Source organism: Acidovorax kalamii, from assembly GCF_002245625.1.
In the GTDB taxonomy this organism is placed as follows: Bacteria; Pseudomonadota; Gammaproteobacteria; order Burkholderiales; family Burkholderiaceae_C; genus Acidovorax; species Acidovorax kalamii.
The window spans coordinates 189,801-212,086 of sequence record NZ_NOIG01000001.1; the positions used below are offsets into that span (position 1 = coordinate 189,801).

Annotated in this window: 22 protein-coding genes; 15 read left to right on the forward strand and 7 right to left on the reverse strand. The window is 64.9% G+C overall.

Annotation, left to right across the window (positions count from 1 at the left end; all coding sequences use genetic code 11):
• Position 1 precedes the first annotated feature (1 nt).
• The 4 genes from queF to CBY09_RS00835 form a co-directional block, all read right to left on the reverse strand.
• Entirely contained in the window at positions 2-847 is an 846-nt protein-coding gene (gene queF, locus CBY09_RS00820) for an NADPH-dependent 7-cyano-7-deazaguanine reductase QueF (protein WP_094285472.1), read from the reverse strand.
• Between the two features lie 77 nt (positions 848-924).
• A complete protein-coding gene (locus CBY09_RS00825) occupies positions 925-1,833 on the reverse strand; it encodes a 2OG-Fe(II) oxygenase (protein WP_205734073.1) in 909 nt (302 codons plus the stop codon).
• A gap of 45 nt (positions 1,834-1,878) precedes the next feature.
• Positions 1,879-2,664, reverse strand: coding sequence for a peroxide stress protein YaaA (gene yaaA, locus CBY09_RS00830; protein ID WP_094285473.1), 786 nt, complete (start codon positions 2,662-2,664; stop codon positions 1,879-1,881).
• A gap of 252 nt (positions 2,665-2,916) precedes the next feature.
• Entirely contained in the window at positions 2,917-6,036 is a 3,120-nt protein-coding gene (locus CBY09_RS00835; protein WP_094285474.1) for an Rne/Rng family ribonuclease, read from the reverse strand.
• A gap of 599 nt (positions 6,037-6,635) precedes the next feature.
• Between CBY09_RS00835 and CBY09_RS00840 the strand changes: the two genes are divergently transcribed.
• From CBY09_RS00840 to CBY09_RS00855, 4 genes are all read left to right on the forward strand, one after another.
• Positions 6,636-7,637, forward strand: a complete 1,002-nt coding sequence (locus CBY09_RS00840) for an RluA family pseudouridine synthase (protein WP_094285475.1) — start codon at positions 6,636-6,638, stop codon at positions 7,635-7,637.
• Positions 7,638-7,664: 27 nt separating this feature from the next.
• On the forward strand, positions 7,665-8,339 hold the full coding sequence (locus CBY09_RS00845; RefSeq protein WP_094285476.1) for an HAD family hydrolase: 675 nt from the start codon (positions 7,665-7,667) through the stop codon (positions 8,337-8,339).
• A gap of 21 nt (positions 8,340-8,360) precedes the next feature.
• Positions 8,361-8,738 (forward strand): Rieske (2Fe-2S) protein, encoded by a 378-nt coding sequence (locus CBY09_RS00850; protein ID WP_094285889.1) that lies wholly within the window; start codon positions 8,361-8,363, stop codon positions 8,736-8,738.
• A 95-nt stretch (positions 8,739-8,833) separates the two neighbouring features.
• Positions 8,834-9,880 (forward strand): S49 family peptidase, encoded by a 1,047-nt coding sequence (locus CBY09_RS00855; RefSeq protein WP_094285477.1) that lies wholly within the window; start codon positions 8,834-8,836, stop codon positions 9,878-9,880.
• A 111-nt stretch (positions 9,881-9,991) separates the two neighbouring features.
• On the opposite strand, the gene CBY09_RS00860 is transcribed toward CBY09_RS00855, so the two are convergent.
• From CBY09_RS00860 to CBY09_RS00870, 3 genes are all read right to left on the reverse strand, one after another.
• Entirely contained in the window at positions 9,992-11,179 is a 1,188-nt protein-coding gene (locus CBY09_RS00860) for a toxin-antitoxin system YwqK family antitoxin (RefSeq protein WP_240515525.1), read from the reverse strand.
• A gap of 1 nt (position 11,180) precedes the next feature.
• Positions 11,181-11,957, reverse strand: coding sequence for an SAM-dependent methyltransferase (locus CBY09_RS00865; RefSeq protein WP_094285479.1), 777 nt, complete (start codon positions 11,955-11,957; stop codon positions 11,181-11,183).
• Positions 11,958-12,111: 154 nt separating this feature from the next.
• Positions 12,112-12,711 carry a Maf family nucleotide pyrophosphatase gene (locus CBY09_RS00870; protein ID WP_094285480.1) on the reverse strand — a complete coding sequence of 200 codons (600 nt, stop codon included), beginning with the start codon at positions 12,709-12,711 and terminating at the stop codon, positions 12,112-12,114.
• Positions 12,712-12,736: 25 nt separating this feature from the next.
• Here CBY09_RS00870 and CBY09_RS00875 point away from each other — a divergent pair, with 25 nt between their 5' ends.
• The 11 genes from CBY09_RS00875 to CBY09_RS00930 all read left to right on the forward strand — a co-directional run bounded on the left by CBY09_RS00875 (position 12,737) and on the right by CBY09_RS00930 (position 22,192).
• The gene (locus tag CBY09_RS00875; protein ID WP_094285481.1) at positions 12,737-13,285 is read left to right on the forward strand and encodes a YceD family protein; all 549 of its coding nucleotides are present in this window, start codon (positions 12,737-12,739) and stop codon (positions 13,283-13,285) included.
• 110 nt (positions 13,286-13,395) lie between these two features.
• Positions 13,396-13,578 carry a 50S ribosomal protein L32 gene (gene rpmF / locus CBY09_RS00880; RefSeq protein ID WP_005794249.1) on the forward strand — a complete coding sequence of 61 codons (183 nt, stop codon included), beginning with the start codon at positions 13,396-13,398 and terminating at the stop codon, positions 13,576-13,578.
• Positions 13,579-13,682: 104 nt separating this feature from the next.
• The gene (plsX, locus tag CBY09_RS00885; RefSeq protein ID WP_094285482.1) at positions 13,683-14,735 is read left to right on the forward strand and encodes a phosphate acyltransferase PlsX; all 1,053 of its coding nucleotides are present in this window, start codon (positions 13,683-13,685) and stop codon (positions 14,733-14,735) included.
• The gene (locus CBY09_RS00890; RefSeq protein WP_094285483.1) at positions 14,735-15,712 is read left to right on the forward strand and encodes a beta-ketoacyl-ACP synthase III; all 978 of its coding nucleotides are present in this window, start codon (positions 14,735-14,737) and stop codon (positions 15,710-15,712) included. The genes plsX and CBY09_RS00890 overlap by 1 nt, the downstream gene beginning before the upstream one ends.
• A gap of 61 nt (positions 15,713-15,773) precedes the next feature.
• Complete coding sequence (fabD, locus tag CBY09_RS00895) at positions 15,774-16,724, forward strand: ACP S-malonyltransferase (RefSeq protein ID WP_094285484.1); 951 nt, start codon at positions 15,774-15,776, stop codon at positions 16,722-16,724.
• Positions 16,721-17,479, forward strand: a complete 759-nt coding sequence (gene fabG / locus CBY09_RS00900; RefSeq protein WP_094285485.1) for a 3-oxoacyl-ACP reductase FabG — start codon at positions 16,721-16,723, stop codon at positions 17,477-17,479. Before fabD ends, fabG begins: the two co-directional genes overlap by 4 nt.
• A 103-nt stretch (positions 17,480-17,582) precedes the next feature.
• Entirely contained in the window at positions 17,583-17,822 is a 240-nt protein-coding gene (gene acpP, locus CBY09_RS00905; RefSeq protein WP_003058049.1) for an acyl carrier protein, read from the forward strand.
• A gap of 47 nt (positions 17,823-17,869) precedes the next feature.
• Positions 17,870-19,114 carry a beta-ketoacyl-ACP synthase II gene (gene fabF / locus CBY09_RS00910; RefSeq protein ID WP_094285486.1) on the forward strand — a complete coding sequence of 415 codons (1,245 nt, stop codon included), beginning with the start codon at positions 17,870-17,872 and terminating at the stop codon, positions 19,112-19,114.
• Between the two features lie 651 nt (positions 19,115-19,765).
• Positions 19,766-20,392: an RNA polymerase sigma factor RpoE gene (rpoE, locus tag CBY09_RS00920; protein ID WP_094285487.1), complete on the forward strand. Its 627-nt coding sequence runs from the start codon at positions 19,766-19,768 to the stop codon at positions 20,390-20,392.
• A gap of 9 nt (positions 20,393-20,401) precedes the next feature.
• A complete protein-coding gene (locus CBY09_RS00925) occupies positions 20,402-21,070 on the forward strand; it encodes a sigma-E factor negative regulatory protein (protein WP_094285488.1) in 669 nt (222 codons plus the stop codon).
• A gap of 39 nt (positions 21,071-21,109) precedes the next feature.
• On the forward strand, positions 21,110-22,192 hold the full coding sequence (locus CBY09_RS00930; protein ID WP_276208239.1) for a MucB/RseB C-terminal domain-containing protein: 1,083 nt from the start codon (positions 21,110-21,112) through the stop codon (positions 22,190-22,192).
• Positions 22,193-22,286 lie beyond the last annotated feature (94 nt).

A 22,286-nucleotide genomic window follows, 5' to 3' on the forward strand; every position in this document is an offset into this window, starting at 1 on the left:
CTTACTGCCGCGCCGTGCGCACATTGCGCGGCAGGCCCTGCGGGTGGCTGGTGCGCAGGGGGTTGATGTCCAGCCCCCCCCGGCGCGTGTAGCGCGCATACACCGTGAGCTTGATGGGTTTGCAGCGGGCCCACAGGTCCATGAAGATGCGCTCCACACACTGCTCGTGGAACTCGTTGTGGTCGCGAAAGCTCACCAGGTACTGCAGCAGGCCTTCCTGGTTGATCTGCGGGCCGCTGTAGCTGATCTGCACGCTGCCCCAGTCGGGCTGGCCGGTCACCAGGCAGTTGCTTTTGAGCAGGTTGCTGGTCAGCGTCTCCGTCACGGGCGCTTCGTTGAATTCGGCCGTCAGCAATTCGGGTGCGGGCTGGTAGCGCGTGCATTCCACATCCAGCCGGTCCAGGCTCAGGCCATCCAGCTCGTGCACGGGTTCCTGGTCGAACAGCTCGGGCGCGACGAGCTTCACACCCACGGTGGCAGGGTGTTCTGCGCCGCGCCACACGGCTTCGCTGATGTCGGTGCGGATGCGGGCCTGCACCTCGGCCATGTCGGCAAACCGTGTGTTGTTGAAGCTGTTGAGGTACAGCTTGAACGATTTGCTTTCAACGATGTTGGGCGTCTCGCAGGGCACGGTGATGTGCGCCAGCGCCACCTGCGGCTTGCCGCGCGCATTCAGCCATGACAGCTCGAAGGCCGTCCACAGATCGGCGCCGAAGAAAGGCGCAGCGCCGGTGATGCCGATCTCGGCCCGTTTGCCTGCGCGGGGGATGGGGAACAGCAGCGTGGCATCGTACTGGTCTACATAGGCCGAGGCCTTGCCCAGCTGGGATTGTTCTGGCGTGTTCATGCTGGTTTGGTTGTATGGATGTTTGCTATTGTTTTGATAGCTATTAAGGCAATATGGACGGGCGGAGAGGCCTGTTTTTATTTGAATTCCCGCTCACGCAGCCACTTGGTGGCGATCCACTTCTCGCCCGCGATCACGGGGGCGCCGCCGTGCAGGGTGCGGGTGGAGGTGTGGGGGCGCTCGTAGCTGAAGAACACCGCGTTCCCGCGCTGCGGGCCCACCTCAAGATGCACGTCGGGGAAGGTGGTGCCGCCGCCTTTTTCGGGGGTGTTGAGGTACATCACCAGCGTGCCCACGCGCTGCCCGCCGCGCTTGACGATGGTGGCCGTGCCGGGCTCGGCGGGGTCGAAGTAGTCGTAGTGCGGCTTGTACTCGGCGCCGGGACGGTAGTGCAGCACCTGCAGGCCTTCGCCGTTCTCGATGGGCCAGTTCAAGAGGCGGGCGATGCGCTCTTCGATGCGCTGGATCAGCGGGGTTTCGCCGCGCTGGAAGAACATGCCGTCGCTGGTGCGGTCGGCGTTGATCTCTTCGCCACCCGTCTTGGTGGCCACGGTGAGCGAGCGCGCCAGGCGGGGTTCGGCGTCGGCAATCAGGGCGTCGCATTCCTCGGGCGACAGCAGGTTGCCAAACACCACGATGCGCGGCTGGGCCATGGCCAGCAGCACGTTGACCATGCGGTCGCCGCAGTCCACCTGCGAGGGCGATGCATCGAGCTGCGGCTCGGGCACGGGCACGGCCGAGGGCAGGCCCTGCTGCACGGCCAGCTCGTTCAGGTGGTCCTGCAGCGTGATCTCCAGCGCGTCGGCAGCCACGTCCTCGTCCCAGCCCGCGTCGCGCATGGACTGCAGCACCACGGGCGCGGCGTGGCCGGCCTGTGCCTGCTCGATGATCCAGCGGCGCAGCTCGGGCGTGATGGCCTGCCGCGCCGTATGGTTGCGCTGGGCCGTGGTGGTGCTGTCGGAATGCGTGTCAGAGCGTGATGCCATGGCGGTCCTTCAACGGGGTACGGTGGGGAGGCAGAACAATTCAATTCATGCGGCAGGTGCCGCCTTGCGCCGGAACACCAGGCGTTCCGGGTCGGATGATGCCGGGGCAAAGGCATAGCCGTCCAGATCAAAACCTTCGAGCTTGTGCGGCGTGGCAATGCGGTGGGTGATGGCATAGCGTGCCATGAGGCCGCGCGCACGTTTGGCAAAGAAGCTGATGATCTTGTAGTTGCCGCCCTTCCAGTCCTCGAACACACACTCGATGACGCGGGCCTTGAGCGCCTTGCGGTCCACGGCCTTGAAGTATTCCTGCGAGGCCAGGTTGACCACCACGGGCGTGGTGTCGGAGCGCAGCCGGGTGTTGAGGTGTTCGGCGATCTGGCTGCCCCAGAACTGGTAGAGGTTGCTGCCCGCGCCGGTGGCCAAGCGAGTGCCCATTTCCAGGCGGTAGGGCTGCATGCGGTCCAGCGGCCGCAGCACGCCGTACAGGCCGCTCAGGATGGCCACATGGCTCTGCGCCCAGTCCAGGTCGTCAGGGCCCAGGCTGCGGGCTTGCAGCCCGTCGTAGACATCGCCATTGAAAGCCAGCACCGCCTGGCGTGAGTTGCTGGCCGTGAAGCGGGGCCGCCAGGCCTGGTAGCGTGCCACGTTCAGCGCCGCAAGCTGGTCGCTCAGCTCCATCAGCGAGGCGATCTGCTGCGGGGACTGCGTGCGCAGCACCTCGATGAGGGCCGTGGATTGGGGCACAAACTGCGGCGTGCTGTGTGGCAGGCCTTCGGGCAGGGGCGTGTCGTAGTCGAGCGATTTGGCAGGGGACAGCAGGAACAGCATGGGGGCGAAAAGCTCTTGGGTCTATAGGGGGGCGGTTTGCCAGCGGCTGTGCGGGCTATGCGGGCTATGCAGGAAATGGTACCTGCTCCATCCCGGTTGCCGATCGCTCATGGGTATTGGCGGGCACGCGCTGCCAACGCTGAACAAGGCGCTGGGCCTTGCTCGCGCGACCCCCCCAAAAAAAGAAGGCGGCCGGAGCCGCCTTCTGGGTTCACAGCCACCGCCAGGGGCGGGAGCCATGTGCTGCGGGCTTCAAGCCGCTGGTGGCTGCTCAAAAGGCAGGGGCATGGCCGACAGGTCGCGGCGGGTTTCCACCAGCACCAGCGGGCCTTCGTCCACTACCACCACAGGAGGCCGTTCGCGGGGCACGTGGATGGGCTTGGGTTCGGCGGCAATCGCGGCCTGCACGGCGGCGATCTTTTCTGCATCGGAGTTCACCCATTGCAGGCCCGACGAAGCGGCCACTTGCTGCAGTGCATCGACCGGCAGCGTGAACGCCTGTACGCGGGGCAGGCCGCTCTGGGCTGCTGCGGTTGCGGGGGCCGCTGTGGCAGCAGCCGGGGCCACTGCCGCGGGTGCCGCAGGGGTGGTTGCTGCGGCGACAGGTGCGGCGGCGACCACTGGCGCGGGCGCAGGCACGGCGGCCACGGGCGCTGCAGCGGGTGCCACGGCTTCGGCCTCTGCCGCCACCGGAGCGGTGGGCGCAGTGGCCGGGGCGCTGAAGTAGCTGCGGCGTGGGGGCTCGTCCTGAGATGCCGTGGCTGCTGCGGGCGCGGCCTGGGTCAGGTCGAAGTCCAGCATGGCGGGTGCAGCAGCGGCTTCGGTACCGTTGCCATCGCGGGGGCCACGTTCACCGCGTTCACGGCGGTCGCGGCCATAGCGGTCGCGTGAACGGCGTTCGCGGCGCTGCTCTTCTCCACCTGCGCCTTGGCCGTTGCCGGGAGCGTCATTGCCGCTGAGGTCCAGGTCGGGCAGCGAGGCCAGGGGCGCTGTGTCGGCAAAGTCGCCGGGCACGGCAGGGGCCTGTGCCGCTGCCGCTTCCTGGGCTTCCACGGCGCGGGGTGCGCGTTCGCCACGGGGGGCGCGGTCACCACGTTCGCGGCGGGGGCCGCGTTCACCACGGGGCTGCTGGGCTGGTGTGCCTTCGGCGCCCTGGTTGCCCGGGCCTTCCACCTGTGCGCTGGCGGCGGTGTTGTCGCCGTTCAGGGCCACATTCTGTTGGCGGGGCTCGGCATCGCGGCGGCCACGGCCACCGTCGCGTCCATCGCGTCCGCTGCGGCCACCACCTTCACGGCCTTCGCCCTCGGGGCGGCGGTCGGTGTCACGCGGTGGGCGGCTCTCCACGTCGCGGGGGGCGCGGCCTTCGGCCGAACGCTCGCCACGGCGGCCACGGCCTTCGCCGTTGCCAGCTTCGCGGTTGCCGTCACGGCCACCTTCACGCTGGCCTTCACGGTTGCCATCGCGGCCACCGCTGCGGCGGCCACGGCCTTCACCGTTGCGGCCTTCGCGGCGGGGTTCGCCACGGCCAGCGGGCTCGGCGGCCGGTGCGGCGGCAGGAGCTGCCACCGGGGCAGGTGCCGCAGCGGGCGCGCTGCCAAAGCCGAACAGGCTCTTGAGCCAGGCAAAGAAGCCTTGTTCCTGCGGCGCGGCCGGGGCAGGAGCTGCCACCGGGGCCGGTGCGGGCGCTGGTGCGGCAGCACCGCGTGGGGCCTGGCCAGCACGTGCTGGGCGGGCCGCGCCTTCAGGGCGGGGCTCGACCTGCGGAGCGGGCGCGTCAGGCAGCACGCCCTTGATTACCGGGGTCTGCTTGTTGGTGGGCTCTTGCGAGCGGCGCGTCACGGCCGTGGGGTCTTCCACTTCCTCGGCAAGCTTGTAGCTGGCTTCGATGTGGTCCAGGCGCGGGTCGTCGTGCTTGAGGCGTTCCAGGCGGTAGTTGGGGGTTTCCAGTGTCTTGTTGGGCACCATCAGCACGGCCACACGCTGCTTGAGTTCGATCTTGGCGATCTCGGTGCGCTTTTCGTTGAGCAGGAACGAGGCCACCTCCACCGGCACCTGGCAGTGCACGGCGGCCGTGTTGTCCTTCATCGATTCTTCTTGAATGATGCGCAGGATCTGCAGCGCTGAGGATTCGGTGTCACGGATGTGGCCCGAGCCGCCGCAGCGGGGGCAGGGGATGGACGAGCCTTCGCTCAAGGCGGGCTTCAGGCGCTGGCGGCTCATTTCCATCAGACCGAACTTGCTGATGGTGCCGAACTGCACGCGCGCACGGTCCTGGCGCAGTGCGTCGCGCAGGCGGTTTTCCACTTCGCGGCGGTTCTTCGACTCTTCCATGTCGATGAAGTCGATCACGATCAGGCCGCCGAGGTCGCGCAGGCGCATCTGGCGGGCCACTTCATCGGCGGCTTCCAGGTTGGTGCGGGTGGCGGTTTCCTCGATGTCGCCGCCCTTGATGGCGCGGGCCGAGTTCACGTCCACGGACACCAGCGCTTCGGTGTGGTCGATCACGATGGCGCCGCCGGAAGGCAGGCTCACGGTGCGGGCATAGGCCGATTCGATCTGGTGCTCGATCTGGAAGCGGCTGAACAGGGCGGCGTCGTCGCGGTAGCGCTTCACGCGGGCGGCATGCTCGGGCATGACGTGCGCCATGAACTGCTGCGCCTGTTCGTAGATGTCGTCGGTATCGATGAGGATGTCACCGATGTCGTTGTTGAAGTAGTCGCGGATCGCGCGGATCACCAGGCTCGATTCCTGGTAGATCAGGAACGCGCCCCGGCCACCCTTGGCGGCGCCGTCAATGGCGTTCCAGAGCTTGAGCAGGTAGTTCAGGTCCCACTGCAGCTCAGGGGCGGTGCGGCCAATGCCCGCAGTGCGCGCAATGATGGACATGCCGTTGGGGTATTCCAGCTGGTCCATCGCCTCCTTGAGCTCGGCGCGGTCCTCGCCCTCGATGCGGCGCGAGACGCCACCACCCCGGGGGTTGTTGGGCATCAGCACCACATAGCGGCCTGCCAGCGAGATGAAGGTCGTTAGGGCAGCGCCCTTGTTGCCGCGCTCTTCCTTTTCGACCTGGACCAGCAGCTCCTGGCCTTCCTTGATGACTTCGTTGATGCGCGCCTGGCTGGGCGAGACGCCGGGGGCAAAGTACTGGCGCGAGATTTCCTTGAAGGGCAGGAAGCCGTGGCGGTCTTCGCCGTAGTCCACAAAGCAGGCTTCCAGCGAGGGCTCGACGCGCGTGACGACGGCCTTGTAGATATTGCCCTTGCGCTGTTCGCGCCCTTCGATCTCGATTTCGTAGTCGAGGAGTTTTTGTCCATCGACGATGGCCAGGCGCCGTTCTTCGGGCTGCGTGGCGTTGATGAGCATCCGCTTCATGATGCGATTCCTTCAGTGTTTCGCGGACAGCAGCGGTGCAGCCGACCTGACCCACAGGGACGGGCTGCGCGGGCTGCCGCCCACAGTTTCCAAACCAATACAACAAGCTCTACAGGAGCTGTGAATGCCTGGACTGACGCATCGAAACGAAGGGAATTGCCGGGGATGCCAATGATCTGCCGCGCTCTAGCGCAGCATCGTGAGGCAGGGGCGCGTGGATGGGGGCGAGTGGTAGGAGCGCAGTTTTGCTAGCAAAAAAGTAGCTGAATGCGCTTGCTGGCTGGGCGCTGAAGGCGATTTTGAGCATGCAGCCAAAGGCCGCAGCCTCCGCCACAGGGTCTCTATCCATGCCATCAACAACCACATGCTCGCTTTGATCCGCTGGCAGGCTGCGCCCGGGTAGGGAACATCTGCCAGCTTGGGGGATTCCGTATCAGTGTTTCAATCTGTCAGCCCGCCGCGTGGCATGCGGGCCACCACAGGCATCTGGCCTGCAATCTGCGCGCACGACACCCGCTGGCATCGACCTGCCTGCACGGGGCAACGGGCTGTGTGGACTAAACTCCAGACAAATCAACCACTTACATGACAACGCGCAGGTGAAACACATTATAGGGGCCAAACCGCCCGCCGCTCCTGCGGGCCTTCCCGCAGCCCGCATGGTGGAGGTCGATGAAGACTCCGCCGGCCAGCGGCTCGATAACTTTTTGATACGCCACCTGAAGGGCGTGCCCAAGACGCATGTCTACCGCATCATCCGCAGCGGCGAGGTGCGCATCAACAAAGGCCGCGCGAGCGCCGACACCCGGGTGGAGGCGGGCGATCTGGTGCGCCTGCCGCCCGTGCGCATCTCCGACAAGGTGGCCGAAAAGGCCGAGCGCCCGGCACCCGCGCGTGAATTCCCCATCCTGCTCGAAGACGAGCACCTGATCGCCCTCGACAAACCTGCGGGCGTAGCGGTGCACGGCGGCAGCGGCGTGAGCTTTGGCGTGATCGAACAGCTGCGCCAGGCGCGCCCGGGTTCCAAGTTCCTGGAGCTCGTGCACCGGCTGGACCGCGAGACCTCGGGCATCCTGCTGGTGGCCAAGAAGCGGTCAGCGCTCACTCACCTGCAAGACCAGTTCCGCGAGCGCGAGACGGGCAAGACCTATCTGGCGCTGGTCACCGGCACCTGGCCCGCCAACAAGAAGGTCATCGACCTGCCGCTGCACAAGTACCTGCAGGCCGACGGCGAGCGCCGCGTGCGCGTCACCACGGCCGACGACCCGGACGGCATGCGCTCCATCACCCTGGTCAAGGTGCGCAGCACGGCGGCGGCCCGGCCGGAGCAGGGCCTGCCGGCAATGTCGCTGCTGGAGGTGACCATCAAGACCGGCCGCACCCACCAGATCCGTGTGCATCTGGCCAGCCAGGGGCACGCCATCGTGGGCGACGACAAATACGGCGACTTCGACCTCAACAAGCGCCTGCAGAAGCAGGGGATGAAGCGCATGTTTCTGCATGCGTGGCGGTTACAGTTCAACCACCCCGCCTCGGGTGAGCGTGTGCAGCTGATTGCCGAACTGCCCCCCGAGCTGGCCGAATTTGTCCCCCCCGCCTGACGATCCAGCGCGAAAACCTCTGCTTCCATGTCTGTCAAAAACTTCCGTCCGCGCCGCTTCGACCTCATCGCCTTTGACTGGGACGGCACCCTGTTCGACTCCACCGCCATCATCGTGCGCTGCATCCAGGCGGCGGTGCGCGACGTGGGCGGCACCGTGCCCACCGACAAGGAGGCGGCCTACGTGATCGGCATGGGCCTGATGCAGGCCCTGGCCCATGCAGCGCCGGATGTACCCCCCGAGAAGTACACCGAGCTGGGCAACCGCTACCGCTTTCACTACATCCAGCACCAGGACGACCTGAGTCTGTTCGAGGGTGTGCTGCCTCTGCTGAACGACCTGCGCGAGCGCGGCCACCTGTTGGCCGTGGCCACGGGCAAAAGCCGGCGCGGGCTGGACGAGGCGCTGCACACGGTTCAACTCAAGGGCGTGTTCGACGGCTCCCGCACCGCCGACCAGACCGCTGGCAAGCCCCATCCGCTGATGCTGCAGGAGCTGATGGCCGAATTTGACGTGGTGCCCGAGCGCCTCTTGATGATTGGCGACACCACCCACGACCTGCAGATGGCGGTCAACGCGGGCTGTGCGAGCGTGGGGGTGAGCTATGGCGCCCACGAGCCCGATGCCTTCCACGCGCTGAACCCGCTGTCGGTGGTGCATTCGGTGCGCGAGCTGCACGACTGGCTGCTGCAGCATGGCTGAGAAGGTGTGAACGAATCCGCCATGTCCACGCCCCCCGAACAATCCCTTCCCCTGTGCAACAGCGCCGACCTGGTCGATGGTGGCCGGGCGGTGGCATTTGATGTGCGTTATGCGGGGCAGACCTGCCGCGCCTTTGCCATCCGCTACCGGGGCGTGCCCCATGCCTACCTCAACCGCTGCACCCATGTGGCGATGGAGATGGACTACCAGGAAGGCCATTTTTTTGATGACACCGGCCAATGGCTGCTGTGCTCCACCCATGGGGCGGCCTACCTGCCCCACACGGGCCAGTGTGCCGGCGGCCCCTGCCGGGGCGGGCTGGTGAAAATTGCTTTGTCAGAAAGCGATGGTGTGGTGCACTGGCATACTGCCCACCACCTGCAGCCCGTGGAGTTCTAGACAATCCAGATGGAAAGCCTGGACTCACGCCATCTGCCACCCGCCGCCTGTGTGGGGGCGCCGGCCGCAGTGGTGCAGTGCCCAGGACACAAGACATGACCGACCCCCAATCGCCCGGACCCTCGGGCTTTGACCCCAAAAGCAACCCCGCGCCCGACCTGTGGGCGCAAGCAGCTACAAATTCAGGAGCATCTGTGAGCGATCCATCGCGTGAACCTGGCTGGGAACGCGCCACGCTGGAAAAGCTGGCCTTCTCCGCCCTCCAAGAACAACGCAGCGCCCGCCGCTGGAAGATCTTCTTCCGCCTGGCCTGGCTGGTGTTGATTGCCGCCGTCGCCTTCACGGCCCTGCGCCAGGCATCGCCCAGCGCCAGCAAAAGCACGCCCCACACGGCCGTAGTGGACATCAAGGGCGAGATCGCCAGTGGCGCCGAGGCCAGCGCCGAATTTGTCGTGGCCGCCATGCGCAGCGCGCTCGAAGACGAAGGCTCGCAGGCGCTGGTGCTGCTCATCAACTCGCCCGGTGGCAGCCCGGTGCAGGCGGGCATCATCAACGACGAGATCATTCGCCTCAAGGCCAAGCACAACAAGCCGATCTACGCCGTGGTCGAGGAAACCTGCGCCTCGGCGGCCTACTACATTGCCGCAGCCGCCGACGACATCTATGTGGACAAGGCCAGCATCGTGGGCAGCATTGGCGTGCTGATGGACGGTTTTGGCTTCACTGGCACCATGGAAAAGCTGGGCGTGGAGCGTCGCCTGCTCACTGCGGGAGAGAACAAGGGTTTCCTTGACCCCTTCAGCCCGCAGACCGAAAAGCAGCGCGCCTACGCGCAGACCATGCTCGACCAGATCCACCAGCAGTTCATCGCCGTGGTGAAAGCAGGCCGGGGCGACCGACTCAAGACCACGCCCGACACCTTCAGCGGCCTGTTCTGGACCGGCCAACAGGCCGTGGAAATGGGCCTGGCCGACAAGCTGGGCAACCTGGACTACGTGGCGCGCGAAGTGGTAAAGGCCGAGGAAATCATCGACTACACCCGCCGCGACAACGTGGCCGAGCGCCTGGTCAAGCGATTTGGTGCTGCGATTGGTGTGGGTGCGGTGAGGTCGCTGTCACTGGCGGGCCCTCAGCTGCGCTGACCGCCTCCCACCCGGCCTGGTGGCCGATGGCAGAAAAAATGCCCCGGATGGAGTTTCCATTCGGGGCATTTTGCGTATGGGTTGCTGGTCTGGGTGGCACGGACGGCGTCTTCAGCTGTCCACCCCACCCGCCTTGCGCTGGCGTGATCCGTCTTCCAGGATGGCGTCGTCTGCAGTCAGCTTGCCGGTGTCATCCCACTGCTTGCGCGCCGTGAGCCGGGTGCGCCCTCGGCCGTCGGGGTCGGAATACTGCTCTTCCAGCGCCAGGCGGCCGTTGTCGTGGAAGGCCTGCTGGGTGCCCACAGGCCACTGGTCGGCGTTGAGCTGCTCGCGCCGGGCCAGTTTGCCGTCGTCGCGGTACATCTCGCGCAGCAGGCGGGCGTCCTTGCCGGTGCCGCTCCAGGCGCTGCGCTCGCGCACTGCGCCGTTCAGGTACCAGCGCTCCACCTGCACCTCGCGGCCCTCGGCAAAGCTGCGCTGCTCGATGAGCTGGCCCGACGCGCCATAGCGTTTGGCGCTTAGTAATTGGCCGCGCGTGTCCCGCAGCGTGCGGTCGTCCGGCGCGAAGACACGCTCCTCGCGCAGCACGCTCTTGCCGCCTTCGGTGGTGAAACTCTTGTGCACCCGCCGGCCGTCCACCACCAGTTGCTGGGCAGAGACGATGCCGTCGGTGGTCCATTCGGTGGCGTTCAGCAGGCGGCCCTGGTCGTAGCGCAGTTGCGCCGACCGCGTGCCGCTTTCGGTAAACAGTGGGGTGTCGGCGGCGCCATCAAAACCGCAGAGCTTGCGGTCCTCGGGCAGCACGCTGGTGCGCGGGCACAGCAGGCGCGCTGGCTGGCCCTTGCTGGTGTACTCCACGTAAAAAAGCTCCTGCCCCTCGCCGTGAAAGGACACGCGCTCCACCCGGCCTGAGGCATCGAAGCGCCGCACCGCGCCCTGGGTGCGGCCGTTGTCGGCGGTTTCCTCGCGGCGCACCTGGCCGTTGGGCCAGAACTCCGCCATCCGGCCGTGGCTGTTGCCGCGCTCGTTCACGTTGCGTTCGCGCTGCAGGCGGCCTTCGCGGTCGAACATGCGCTCCAGGCCCATGAACTTGCCGTTCTGCAACTGCTGCTCGCGCTGCACGTGGCCGGTGTTCTCGTCACGGCAGCGCACCAGGCCGGACTGGCCTGCGGTCTCGGCACCGTTGGAAATATTGATCGCCTTGCCATTCAATTCACAACGAATAATGGCCTCTGCGCTCGTTCCATAAGCGCTGATAGCTATCAAAAATATAGCAAAAGGGTAGGAATGCTTTGCCATGCTAGCGGCCTAGTGCAAACACGACCGGGGTGCGGTTGTCGGGCGGTGCGGGTTGCTGGCGCCATTGCCGCACCAGCTGGCTGTGGATGCGTGCCTCGGGCAGTGTCAGCCCGCTGGCCAGCGCCAGGCGCGTGTGGGGCTGCAGCGTCTGCACCAGGGCTTGCCATAGGGCTGGGTTGCGGTAGGGGGTTTCGATGAACAGCTGGGTCTGGCCCGTGCGCAGCGCGATGCTCTCCAGCTCCTTGATGCGCTGGGTGCGCTCCTGGCCGTCCTGAGGCAGGTAGCCCACAAACGCGAAGTTTTGCCCGTTCAGCCCACTGGCCGCCAGGGCCAGCAGCAGCGACACCGGGCCCACCAGGGGGACAACGGGGATGCCCAGGTCGTGCGCGGCGCGGACCACTGACGAGCCCGGGTCGGCCACAGCAGGCATGCCCGCTTCACTGACCAGGCCGATGTCGTGCCCGTTCAGTGCTGCCGCGAGCAGCGGGCGGGCGTCGAACGGGGCCGAGCCCTTGTCGCCGTGGTCGCCCTTCTTGTGGACTTCGCGCGGCAGCTCGGTGATCTGCTGCTGCTGCAGGGAGGCGGCCAGGGGGTGCAGTGCGTCGATGCGCTTGAGGTAGGCGCGTGTGCTTTTGGCGTTTTCACACACCCAATGGGTCAGGCGTGCGGCCGTCTGCAGCGTGGCTGCGGGCAGGGCGTCCTGCAGCGGGGCCTGGGTGTCGCAGCCAAAGTCGAGGGGGGCGGGGACCAGGTACAGCGTGCCGGTTTTCGCATTCATCGTTGGTCTCCATAGCGCTGCGCAGTGTCCGGTGCCGGAGAAACTGACGCGGTGCAAGCCCGCGCACCCGTGGAGCTGGCTTGGTCAGGCCACTGGGTGTGTCTCCTTCCCGAAGGGGAGGGGGAGGGCGCGAAGCGACTCAGGGGGTGCTTCATCACGGCAGCACCAGCCCTGCAGCGCGCAGCATGCGGCAGGTGCGGATCAGCGGCAGGCCAATGAGGGCCGTGGGGTCGTCGCTGTGGATGGCGTCGAGCAGCGCAATGCCCAGGCCTTCGCTTTTGGCGCTGCCCGCGCAGTCGTAGGGCTGCTCGGCGCGCAGGTAGCGCTCGATTTCTTCATCGGACAGGGCGCGGAACCGCACTTCCACGGAGGCCAGTTCCACCTGTTCAAAACCCGTGGCAGCACACACCACGGCCACGGCGGTCTGGAAGACCACGGTCTGGCTGCTCATCTGGCGCAATTGCTGCACGGCGCGTTCGTGCTGGCCCGGCTTGCCCAGGGGCTCTCCCGCGAGGTCGGCCACCTGGTCGGAGCCAATCACCACGGCCCCGGGGTGCTGCTGCGCCACGGCGCGCGCCTTCGCCAGCGCCAGGCGCAGGGCCAGATCGCGCGGGGTTTCGCTGGGCAGGGGGGTTTCGTTCACATCCGGGGCTGCGACCTCGAAAGGCAGGTTCAGCCGCTCTAGCAATTCACGCCGGTAGCGCGAGGTGGAGCCCAATACCAGAGGGCGTTGCTGGGGGGGGGATTGATGCATGCGCCGATTCTCTTACACTGCCGCCATGACCAAGGAATTCTCCCCGCAGCGCCTGGACGTGAAAGCCTTCGCACAGGCGGGCGGTCGGCTGGCGGGCCACGACTCGCTGCTGAAGTACGAACGCCTGGCCCAGGAGGCCAAGGGCCTGCACCCCGACCTGCTGGTGGACTGGGAGGCCGTGGGCGAAGTGCGTACCGCGCTGGGTGGCATGGGGCAGGTGTGGTTGCACATCAAGGTGCGCGCAAGTTTCCCTATGGAATGTCAGCGCTGCATGACCCCCGTGGACGTGCCGCTGGAGGTGGACCGCGAGTTCCGTTTTGTGGCGGACGAAGCCACCGCCGAGGCGCTGGACGACGAGAGCGAGGAAGACCTGCTGGCCCTCAGTCGCGAATTCGACCTGCACGAACTCATCGAGGATGAGCTGCTGATGGCCTTGCCCGTGGTGCCCAAACACGATGAATGCCCCACGGCTGTGCCGCTGGCCTCGTCCGACGATGATTTTGAAGAAGCGAACGCCGAAAAGCCCAACCCTTTTGCCGCGCTCGCCGGGCTGCGCAAGGATCCCAAGGGGTGATTGGCTGACCCAAAAATCATTTAGGTTATAATCGTGGGCTTCACGCGAATCCCATCGTGTCTTTTGGGCTGATCGCGTTTTTACCAACCTACTCAAGATCAGGAGCCATCATGGCCGTTCAGCAAAACAAAAAGTCCCCTTCCAAGCGCGGCATGCACCGCTCGCACAATGCCCTGAACGTGCCAGGCATTGCTGTGGAACCCACCACCGGTGAAACCCACCTGCGTCACCACATCAGCCCCAACGGTTTCTACCGTGGCCGCCAGGTGCTGAAGAACAAGTCTGAAGCCTGATTTCAGCACCCATCAAGGCCCGCAACTACGTCGCGTAGTGCGGGCCTTTGTTTTGACCGTCGTATTTTTCTTCCGGCCCCATCTGCTGGCCGGACAAGTCGCCCATGATCACACTGGCTGTTGACTGCATGGGGGGCGACCATGGCCCCCGCGTCACGCTCGCGGCGTGCCGCCAGTTTCTCGAACACCATCCCGACGCCCGTTTGCTGCTTGTAGGTCTGCCGGCCAGCCTGCAAGCGTTTGCGCACGACCGTGCCGCCATCGTCCCCGCTTCCGAGGTGGTGGCCATGGATGACCCGGTGGAGGTGGCCTTGCGCAAGAAGAAGGACTCTTCGATGCGTGTAGCCATCCAGCAGGTCAAGGACGGCGCGGCATCGGCGGCGGTTTCGGCGGGCAACACCGGCGCGCTGATGGCCATCGCCCGCTATCTCCTCAAGACGCTGGACGGCATTGACCGCCCGGCCATCGCCACCCAGTTGCCCAACGCCACGGGCGGTGCCACCACGGTGCTGGACTTGGGGGCCAATGTGGACTGCTCGGCTGAGCATCTGCTGCAGTTTGCCGTGATGGGGTCGGCGCTGGTGTCGGCCCTTCAGGAGGGTGGGGAGCCCACCGTGGGCTTGCTGAACATTGGTGAAGAGGTCATCAAAGGCAGCGAAGTTATTAAAAAAGCAGGTGAACTGCTGCGATCTGCGGCCAGTTCCGGTGATTTGAATTTCTTTGGCAATGTCGAAGGCAATGACATTTTCAAGGGCACCGTGGACATCGTGGTGTGTGACGGTTTTGTTGGCAATGTCGCGCTCAAGGCCAGCGAGGGTGTCGCCTCGATGATCATTGGAGCGCTCAAGACCGAGTTCTCCCGCCATATCTTCACGAAAATGGCGGCAATCATCGCCTATCCGATCCTAAAAGCGCTCATGAGGCGCATGGACTACCGTCGATACAACGGCGCGGCGCTGCTGGGCCTGCGCGGACTGGTGTTCAAGAGTCACGGATCGGCCGACGCGATGGCCTTCGAGCAGGCTTTGAACCGGGCGTATGATGCAGCCCGCAACAACCTGCTCGACCGTGTCCGGACCCGGATTGCGCATGCGGCGCCGCTTCTGGTGCCTGCAGATGCCCAGCCCCAGCCTGGCGTTGCGGCGACCGCACAATAATGAGACGTTATTCCCGTATTACCGGCACCGGCAGTTATCTGCCGCCCCGCCGGTTGACCAACGCCGATCTCGTGGCCGAACTGGGCCAGCGCGGCATCGAAACCTCTGACGAATGGATTGTGGAGCGCACCGGCATCCGGGCGCGCCATTTTGCGGCCCCCAATGTGGCCAGCAGCGATCTGGGTGTGGAGGCTGCTCGCAATGCCTTGCAGGCGGCCGGGCTGCAGCCGACGGATATCGACCTGATCATCGTGGCCACGTCCACGCCCGACATGGTGTTTCCCTCCACCGCTTGTATCTTGCAGAACAAGCTGGGGGCCAATGGTTGCCCGGCGTTTGATGTGCAGGCGGTCTGCAGCGGTTTTGTGTACGCGCTGTCGGTGGCAGATGCCATGATCCAGACGGGGGCGGCCAACCGCGCCCTGGTGATCGGCGCCGAGGTTTTCAGCCGCATCCTGGACTTCAATGACCGCACCACCTGCGTGTTGTTTGGTGATGGGGCCGGGGCTGTGGTGCTGGAGGCGTCCGAGACGCCCGGCATCCTGTCGAGCGACCTGCACGCCGATGGCAAACATGTGGGCATTCTGTGTGTGCCGGGCAATGTGTCGGGTGGCCAGGTGCTGGGGGATCCGCTCCTCAAGATGGATGGGCAGGCGGTTTTCAAGCTGGCAGTGGGGGTGCTGGAAAAGGCCGCCCATGCCGCATTGGCCAAGGCCGGGTTGACCGAGGCCGATATCGATTGGCTGATTCCGCACCAGGCCAACATCCGCATCATGCAGGGCACGGCCCGCAAGCTGAAGCTGTCCATGGACAAGGTGGTGGTCACCGTGGACCAGCATGGCAACACGTCTGCGGCGTCCATTCCACTGGCGCTCGACCATGCCGTGCGCTCCGGCCAGGTTCAAAAGGGTCAGACCCTGCTGCTGGAAGGTGTGGGTGGTGGCTTTACCTGGGGCGCTGTGCTCCTGAAGTTGTAGCTATCAGGCCAATGTGGACAGGCGGTAGCGCCCAATTTCTCTCAAATTTCTGGATTTTTTCATGACGTCTTTTGCATTTGTCTTTCCCGGACAAGGCTCCCAGTCCGTGGGCATGCTCAATGGGTGGGGCGACCACCCTGTGGTGGCGCAGACCCTGCAAGAAGCATCGGATGCCCTGGGTGAAGATGTGGGTGCCCTGATCAAAGAGGGTCCCAAGGAGGCGCTGGCGCTGACCACCAACACCCAGCCGGTGATGCTGGTGGCGGGTGTGGCGGCCTGGCGTGTCTGGCGTGCTGAGGGCGGGGCTGCCCCTGTGGCAGTAGCCGGGCATTCGCTGGGCGAGTATTCGGCCCTGGTGGCGGCCGGCGTGCTGACGCTGGCACAGGCGGCTCCGCTGGTGCGGCTGCGCGCTGCGGCCATGCAAGAGGCTGTGCCGGTGGGCACCGGCGCCATGGCCGCCATCCTGGGTATGGAAGCCTCCAAGGTCATCTCCGGGTGTGCCGAGGCGCTGGCATCGTTCGGGCCCGGCACCACCGAGGTCGTCGAGGCTGTCAATTTCAACGACCCTATCCAGACCGTGATCGCCGGAACCAAGGCCGGTGTGGACAAGGCCTGTGAAGTGCTCAAGGCGGCCGGCGCCAAACGTGCGCTGCTGCTGCCGGTGTCGGCCCCTTTCCACTCCAGCCTGATGAAGCCCGCAGCGGAAAAGTTGCGCGTGGCGTTGGCTGATGTGGCGCTGGCTGCGCCCCAGATTCCAGTGCTCAACAACGTGGACGTGGCGGTGCAGCAGGACGCGGACGCCATTCGCGACGCGCTTTACCGCCAAGCCTTTGGCCCGGTGCGCTGGGTCGAATGCGTGCAGGCGCTGAAAGGCCGTGGCGTGACGCACATTGTTGAATGTGGCCCTGGCAAGGTGCTGGCTGGCCTGACGAAGCGCATCGACCCCGAACTGGTTGGCGCAGCATTGTTTGACTCGGCCACCCTGGCCGAAACCCGGGAGTTGTTTGCATGACGGAATCGACCCAGACAGCAGTGCAGGCAGCGCAAGTGGCGCTGGTGACCGGTGCATCGCGCGGCATCGGCGCGGCGATTGCCTTGGGGTTGGCTGCGCGTGGCTACCAGGTGGTGGGCACGGCCACCACCGACGAGGGTGCTGTGCGGATCAGTCAAGCGTTGGCGGCCTATCCGGGCTGCCGGGGTGCCAATCTGAATGTGAACGATGTGGCAGCGGTCGAGGCCTTGATGGACTCCATCGTCAAGCAGCAAGGCGGCCTGCACGTGTTGGTGAACAACGCTGGCATTACCCGCGACACCCTGGCCATGCGCATGAAAGACGACGACTGGGATGCGGTGATGGACACCAATCTCAAGGCTGTATTCCGCGTGAGCCGCGCCGCGATCCGCCCGATGATGAAGCAGCGTTTTGGGCGCATCATCAGCATCACCAGCGTGGTGGGTGCATCGGGCAATCCTGGTCAGGCCAACTATGCCGCCGCCAAGGCGGGTGTGGCGGGCATGACGCGCGCACTGGCCCGTGAGCTGGGCAGCCGCAGCATCACCGTGAACTGCGTGGCGCCTGGTTTTATCGAGACCGACATGACCTCCGTGCTGCCCGAAGACCAGCAAAAAGCACTCAATGCGCAGATCCCGCTGGGTCATATGGGCAAGCCAGCGGACGTCGCGCATGCGGTGGCTTACCTGGCTTCGCGCGAAGCAGGCTATGTGACGGGGCAGGAGTTGCATGTCAATGGCGGCATGTACATGTAATTAAGACAAGTTAACGCCGGTTCATCCGGACGGCGGGTCGTTTAGGGGCTTCTCCTTAAGCGGCTAGAATCGCGGATTCATTCACAACCCCCAGAGGGAAACCATGAGCGATATCGAAGCACGCGTCAAAAAAATCATTGCCGAACAACTCGGCGTGGAAGAGTCCCAAGTCACCAATGAAAAGGCCTTCGTGGCAGACCTCGGTGCCGACTCGCTCGACACGGTGGAACTGGTGATGGCTCTGGAAGACGAATTCGGCATCGAGATCCCGGACGAAGACGCCGAGAAGATCACCACGGTGCAAAACGCCATCGACTACGCCAATACCCACCAGAAGGCCTGAGCGGCGCCCTGCGCCTGACTCAAGCGATCAGCAGAAGGTTTTTACGCATGAGCCGTCGTCGCGTTGTCGTGACCGGCCTGGGTTGCGTCAGCCCCGTGGGTAACACGGTGGCCGATTCCTGGGCCAACCTCCTTGCCGGAAAGTCCGGCATTGATCTCATCACCAAGTTCGATGCGTCGAACTTCGCCTGCAAGATCGCGGGGGAGGTCAAAGGTCTTGACCTGGAGTCGTACATCAGCGCCAAGGATGCGCGCGCGATGGACACCTTCATCCACTTCGGCATTGCCGCTGCTGCGCAGGCCGTGCAAGACGCCGGTCTGCCCACGGGCGAGGCGCTCAGTGAAGAGTTCGCTACGCGCATTGCCTGCGTGATCGGCTCTGGCATTGGCGGCCTCCCGCTGATCGAAGACACCCATGCGGAACTGGCCAGCCGTGGGCCTCGGCGTATCACGCCGTTTTTTGTGCCTGCGTCCATCATCAATATGGTGGCAGGCCATGTGTCCATGCGCTTTGGTTTCAAGGGGCCGAATCTGGCCGTGGTGACGGCCTGTACAACGGGCCTGCACTGCATCGGAGAAGCGGGCCGCATGATCGAATACGGGGATGCGGATGTGGTGGTGGCTGGTGGCACGGAGTCCACGGTGTCGCCGCTGGGCATTGGTGGCTTCGCCGCCATGCGCGCCCTGTCCACCCGCAATGACGACCCCCAGACTGCCTCCCGCCCCTGGGACAAGGACCGTGATGGTTTTGTGCTGGGCGAAGGTGCCGGCGTGATGGTGCTGGAAGAGTACGAACACGCCAAGGCCCGTGGCGCCAAGATTTACGCCGAACTCAGTGGCTTTGGCATGAGTGCGGATGCGGGCCACATGACGGCCCCCAACATGGATGGCCCCCGCCGTGCCATGCTCAGCGCCTTGCGCAATGCAGGCGTCAATGCCGACCAGGTGGATTACCTGAATGCGCATGGCACCTCCACTCCGCTGGGTGACATCAACGAGACCAACGCGATCAAAGCGGCCTTGGGTGCACATGCCTACAAGACCGTTGTCAGCTCCACCAAATCCATGACGGGCCATCTGCTCGGTGGTGCCGGGGGGATTGAAAGTGTTTTCACTGTGCTGGCCCTGCACGAGCAGAAGGTGCCTCCCACCATCAATCTGTTCAACCAGGATCCCGAGTGCGATCTCGACTACTGCGCCAACACGGCGCGTGACATGAAGATCGACGTGGCCGTCAAGAACAACTTCGGTTTTGGCGGCACCAACGGCACGCTGGTTTTCAAGCGCATCTGATCCTGCGGGCTGCGTTTTCCATCGTGGCATCAATGCCCATGGACGCCATAGGTCGAGCTCGCAGAATGTCCGCCCCTTGTTCCGCAGGGTGGCGGGATGGCGCGTGCTGTGGCGCAGTTACAGCTTGACCTGTATGCCATGATCCGGCCCACACGGCGTGCGCCTGCAGTGTTGTACCCCGTGCGGCGCAGCATGGCCTTGGGCGCCGTTTTGGCGGTGTTGTTGTTTGCGGGGGCTGCGGTGCTGTGGGCCTGGCTCGCGGAATCAGCGACGCTATCCTGGATGTCTGCAAGCACTGCTATTGGCCTTTGGCTGGCGGCTGCGGCAGGTGCGGTGCATTTCTGGCGCCAGCAGTTCGTGGGATCCCTGCGCTGGGACGGGCAGGGGTGGGTTCTGGAAGGCGAGGGGCCTGAAAAAATAATCCGGGCACTTTCTGCACCGCCTGAAGTCCTTCTTGACCTGCAGGCCCATCTTTGGGTGTGTGTGTCTCCCTGGGGGCATCGCCGCACCTGGCTTTGGCTGGAGCGTGCGAGCCAGCCCGAGCGCTGGCTGGACATGCGCCGTGCGGTATATTCGCGCGCCGTACTAGGCGCTGACAACCCTGAAGCAAACGCCCCGGCCACGTCTGTGGGGCGTGAATCCTGAGTATCCATGACTGTAATTTCGCCTTCTCCCTCCGAAGACAGCGATCTCCACCTGGTGGAGCGCACGGTAGCGGGCGATCAGCGCGCTTATGAGTTACTGGTCATCAAATACCAGCGCCGCATCGAGCGCCTGATAGGGCGGATGGTGCGCGACACCGATCTTGTCCAGGACATTGCCCAGGAGACCTTTATCCGCGCCTACCGGGCGCTGCATCAGTTCCGTGGGGATGCGCAGTTCTACACCTGGCTGTACCGCATTGCCGTCAATACCGCCAAAAAGGCGCTGATGGACATGAAGCGCAACCCGGTCATTTCAGAAAACGCCTTCCGAGGCAGCGAGGATGAGGATGAAACTTCCCGCCTCGGACATGAACTAACCAGCGACGAAACCCCCGAGACCGTTCTGGCCGCCCAAGAGATTGCGCAGGTGGTGAACGCGGCCATGGAGGCATTGCCCGATGACTTGCGCCAGGCGGTGACGCTGCGTGAGATTGAGGGTTTGAGTTACGAAGAGATCGCGGCGGCCATGGGATGCCCCATTGGCACAGTGCGGTCCCGGATTTTTCGGGCGCGCGAGGCCATCTCGGCCAAAGTGCGTCCTCTGCTTGAGAACCAGTCAGGCAAACGGTGGTGAGGTGATGGAATGAACAAGGCTGAAACAGGTATCAATGGACTGGCGGGCGGCTCTGTGGACCAAGGGATGGACCATCGGGAGCGGCTGTCTGCGCTGGCCGATGGCCAACTTCAGGGTGAAGAGCTGAATGCTGCATTCGCGTACGCGGCGGACGACGAGGAAGGGGCCAAGACCTGGCAGCTGTACCACTTGGTGGGTGATGTGCTGCGTTCGGCGGACCTGGCGCAGCCTGCCAACCCGGCATTCATGGCCCGTTTGCGTGAACAACTGGCCCAGGAGGCGCTGCCTGAGCGTCCCCAGGTCCCGGTCCCCGTGGCAATGGTGGCGGCCGGGCTGCCCGAGGCCGCCAATGCGTCTGTTTTCCGCTGGAAGATGGTGGCGGGCTTTGCTTCCCTGGCTGCGGTGGCGGCGATAGGTTGGACATCCCTGGCCAGTTTGCAAGGAGCTGGCGCTGGCCCTGCAGCTGGCGCTCAGTTGGCTGCGGCGCCCGAACACAGCAGCCCGGCCCAAGGGGCGCCTGTGGTGGCTGTGGCTGATGCCGATGGGCAGCAGGTGATGCTGCGGGATCCCCGTCTGGATGAATTGCTGGCGGCCCACAAGCAGTTTGGCAGCACTTCGGCACTGCAGATGCCGGCGGGTTTTCTGCGCAATGCCACCTTTGAAACCCCTGGCCGTTGAGTTGGGAATAGGGATGCCTGCTCCAGGCGGTGAGATCGCATGATGAACACATTGGGAGTGCTGGGCGCTGCTGAAGTCTTTCGCAATCGGTGGCTGATGTGGTGTGGGGTGGTGGTTGTGTGGGGCCTGGTGGCATCGGCAGCCTTGGCTGCGGGCCCTGGCGGAGGCAATCCTGCTGCGTCTTCCTCGGAAGCGATATCGGTCCCTGCCGAGCGCGATGTGGCGCAGTGGATTGAGCGCATGCACAGTGCGCCCTGCCGCAAATCCTACGCCGGGGTGTTTGTGGTGATGTCGGCCAACGGGGCCATGTCCAGCTCGCGCATCTGGCACGCCTGCGACGGGCTCCAGCAGATGGAGCGGGTGGAGTCGCTAAGCGGCACGCCGCGCACTGTTTTTCGGCGCAACGATGAGGTGCGTACCTTTTTGCCGCAGGCGCGTGTGGTGCGCACGGATCGGCGCGATGCGGCCGGGCTTTTCCCGCGTGTGCCGGTGGTCAGTGGCACATCCACGGCCCAGTTTTATACCTCTCAGTTGATGGGCCAGGAGCGGGTGGCGGGGTTGGTGTCCGACGTGGTGTGGTTCAAGCCTCTGGATGCCCTGCGCTTTGGCTATCGCCTTTGGGTGGAGCGGGACACCGGGCTGGTGGTGAAGCTGCAAACCCTGGCCTTGGACGGGCGGGTTCTGGAGCAGGCTGCGTTTTCTGAGCTTGACTTGAATGCGTCGGTGCGGGTGGAGCAGCTCTCCCGCTCGATGGATTCGACAACGGGCTACAAGGTGGTCGCCCCCGCCGTTGTGAAGACGACGGCCCAGGCCGAGGGCTGGGTACTGCGGCTGCCGGTGGCGGGGTTCGTGCCTGTCAGTTGCCATCGCCGGGCGGTTTCTGGTGCAGACGATGCACAAAGTGTGCTGCAGTGTTTGTATTCCGATGGTCTGGCTTCTGTGTCCTTGTTCCTGGAGTCCTTTGACCCGCAGCGCCACCCGGCGCAATCCCAGGTGTCGGGCATGGGCGCAACGCAGCTCCTGGCGCAGCGGGTGTCGCCGGATACCTGGGTAACCGCTGTCGGCGAGGTGCCCTTGCAGACGCTGCGCCTTTTTGCAGGACTGCTGGAGCGCGCCCGCTGAGCGGCGTCCGTCCTCGCGGGTTGTGAAAGCCCCTTTCTGGCCTTGTTGGCTCACGGGGAGGCGAAGAACCTGGGTCTTTGCCGGGAACCATTTC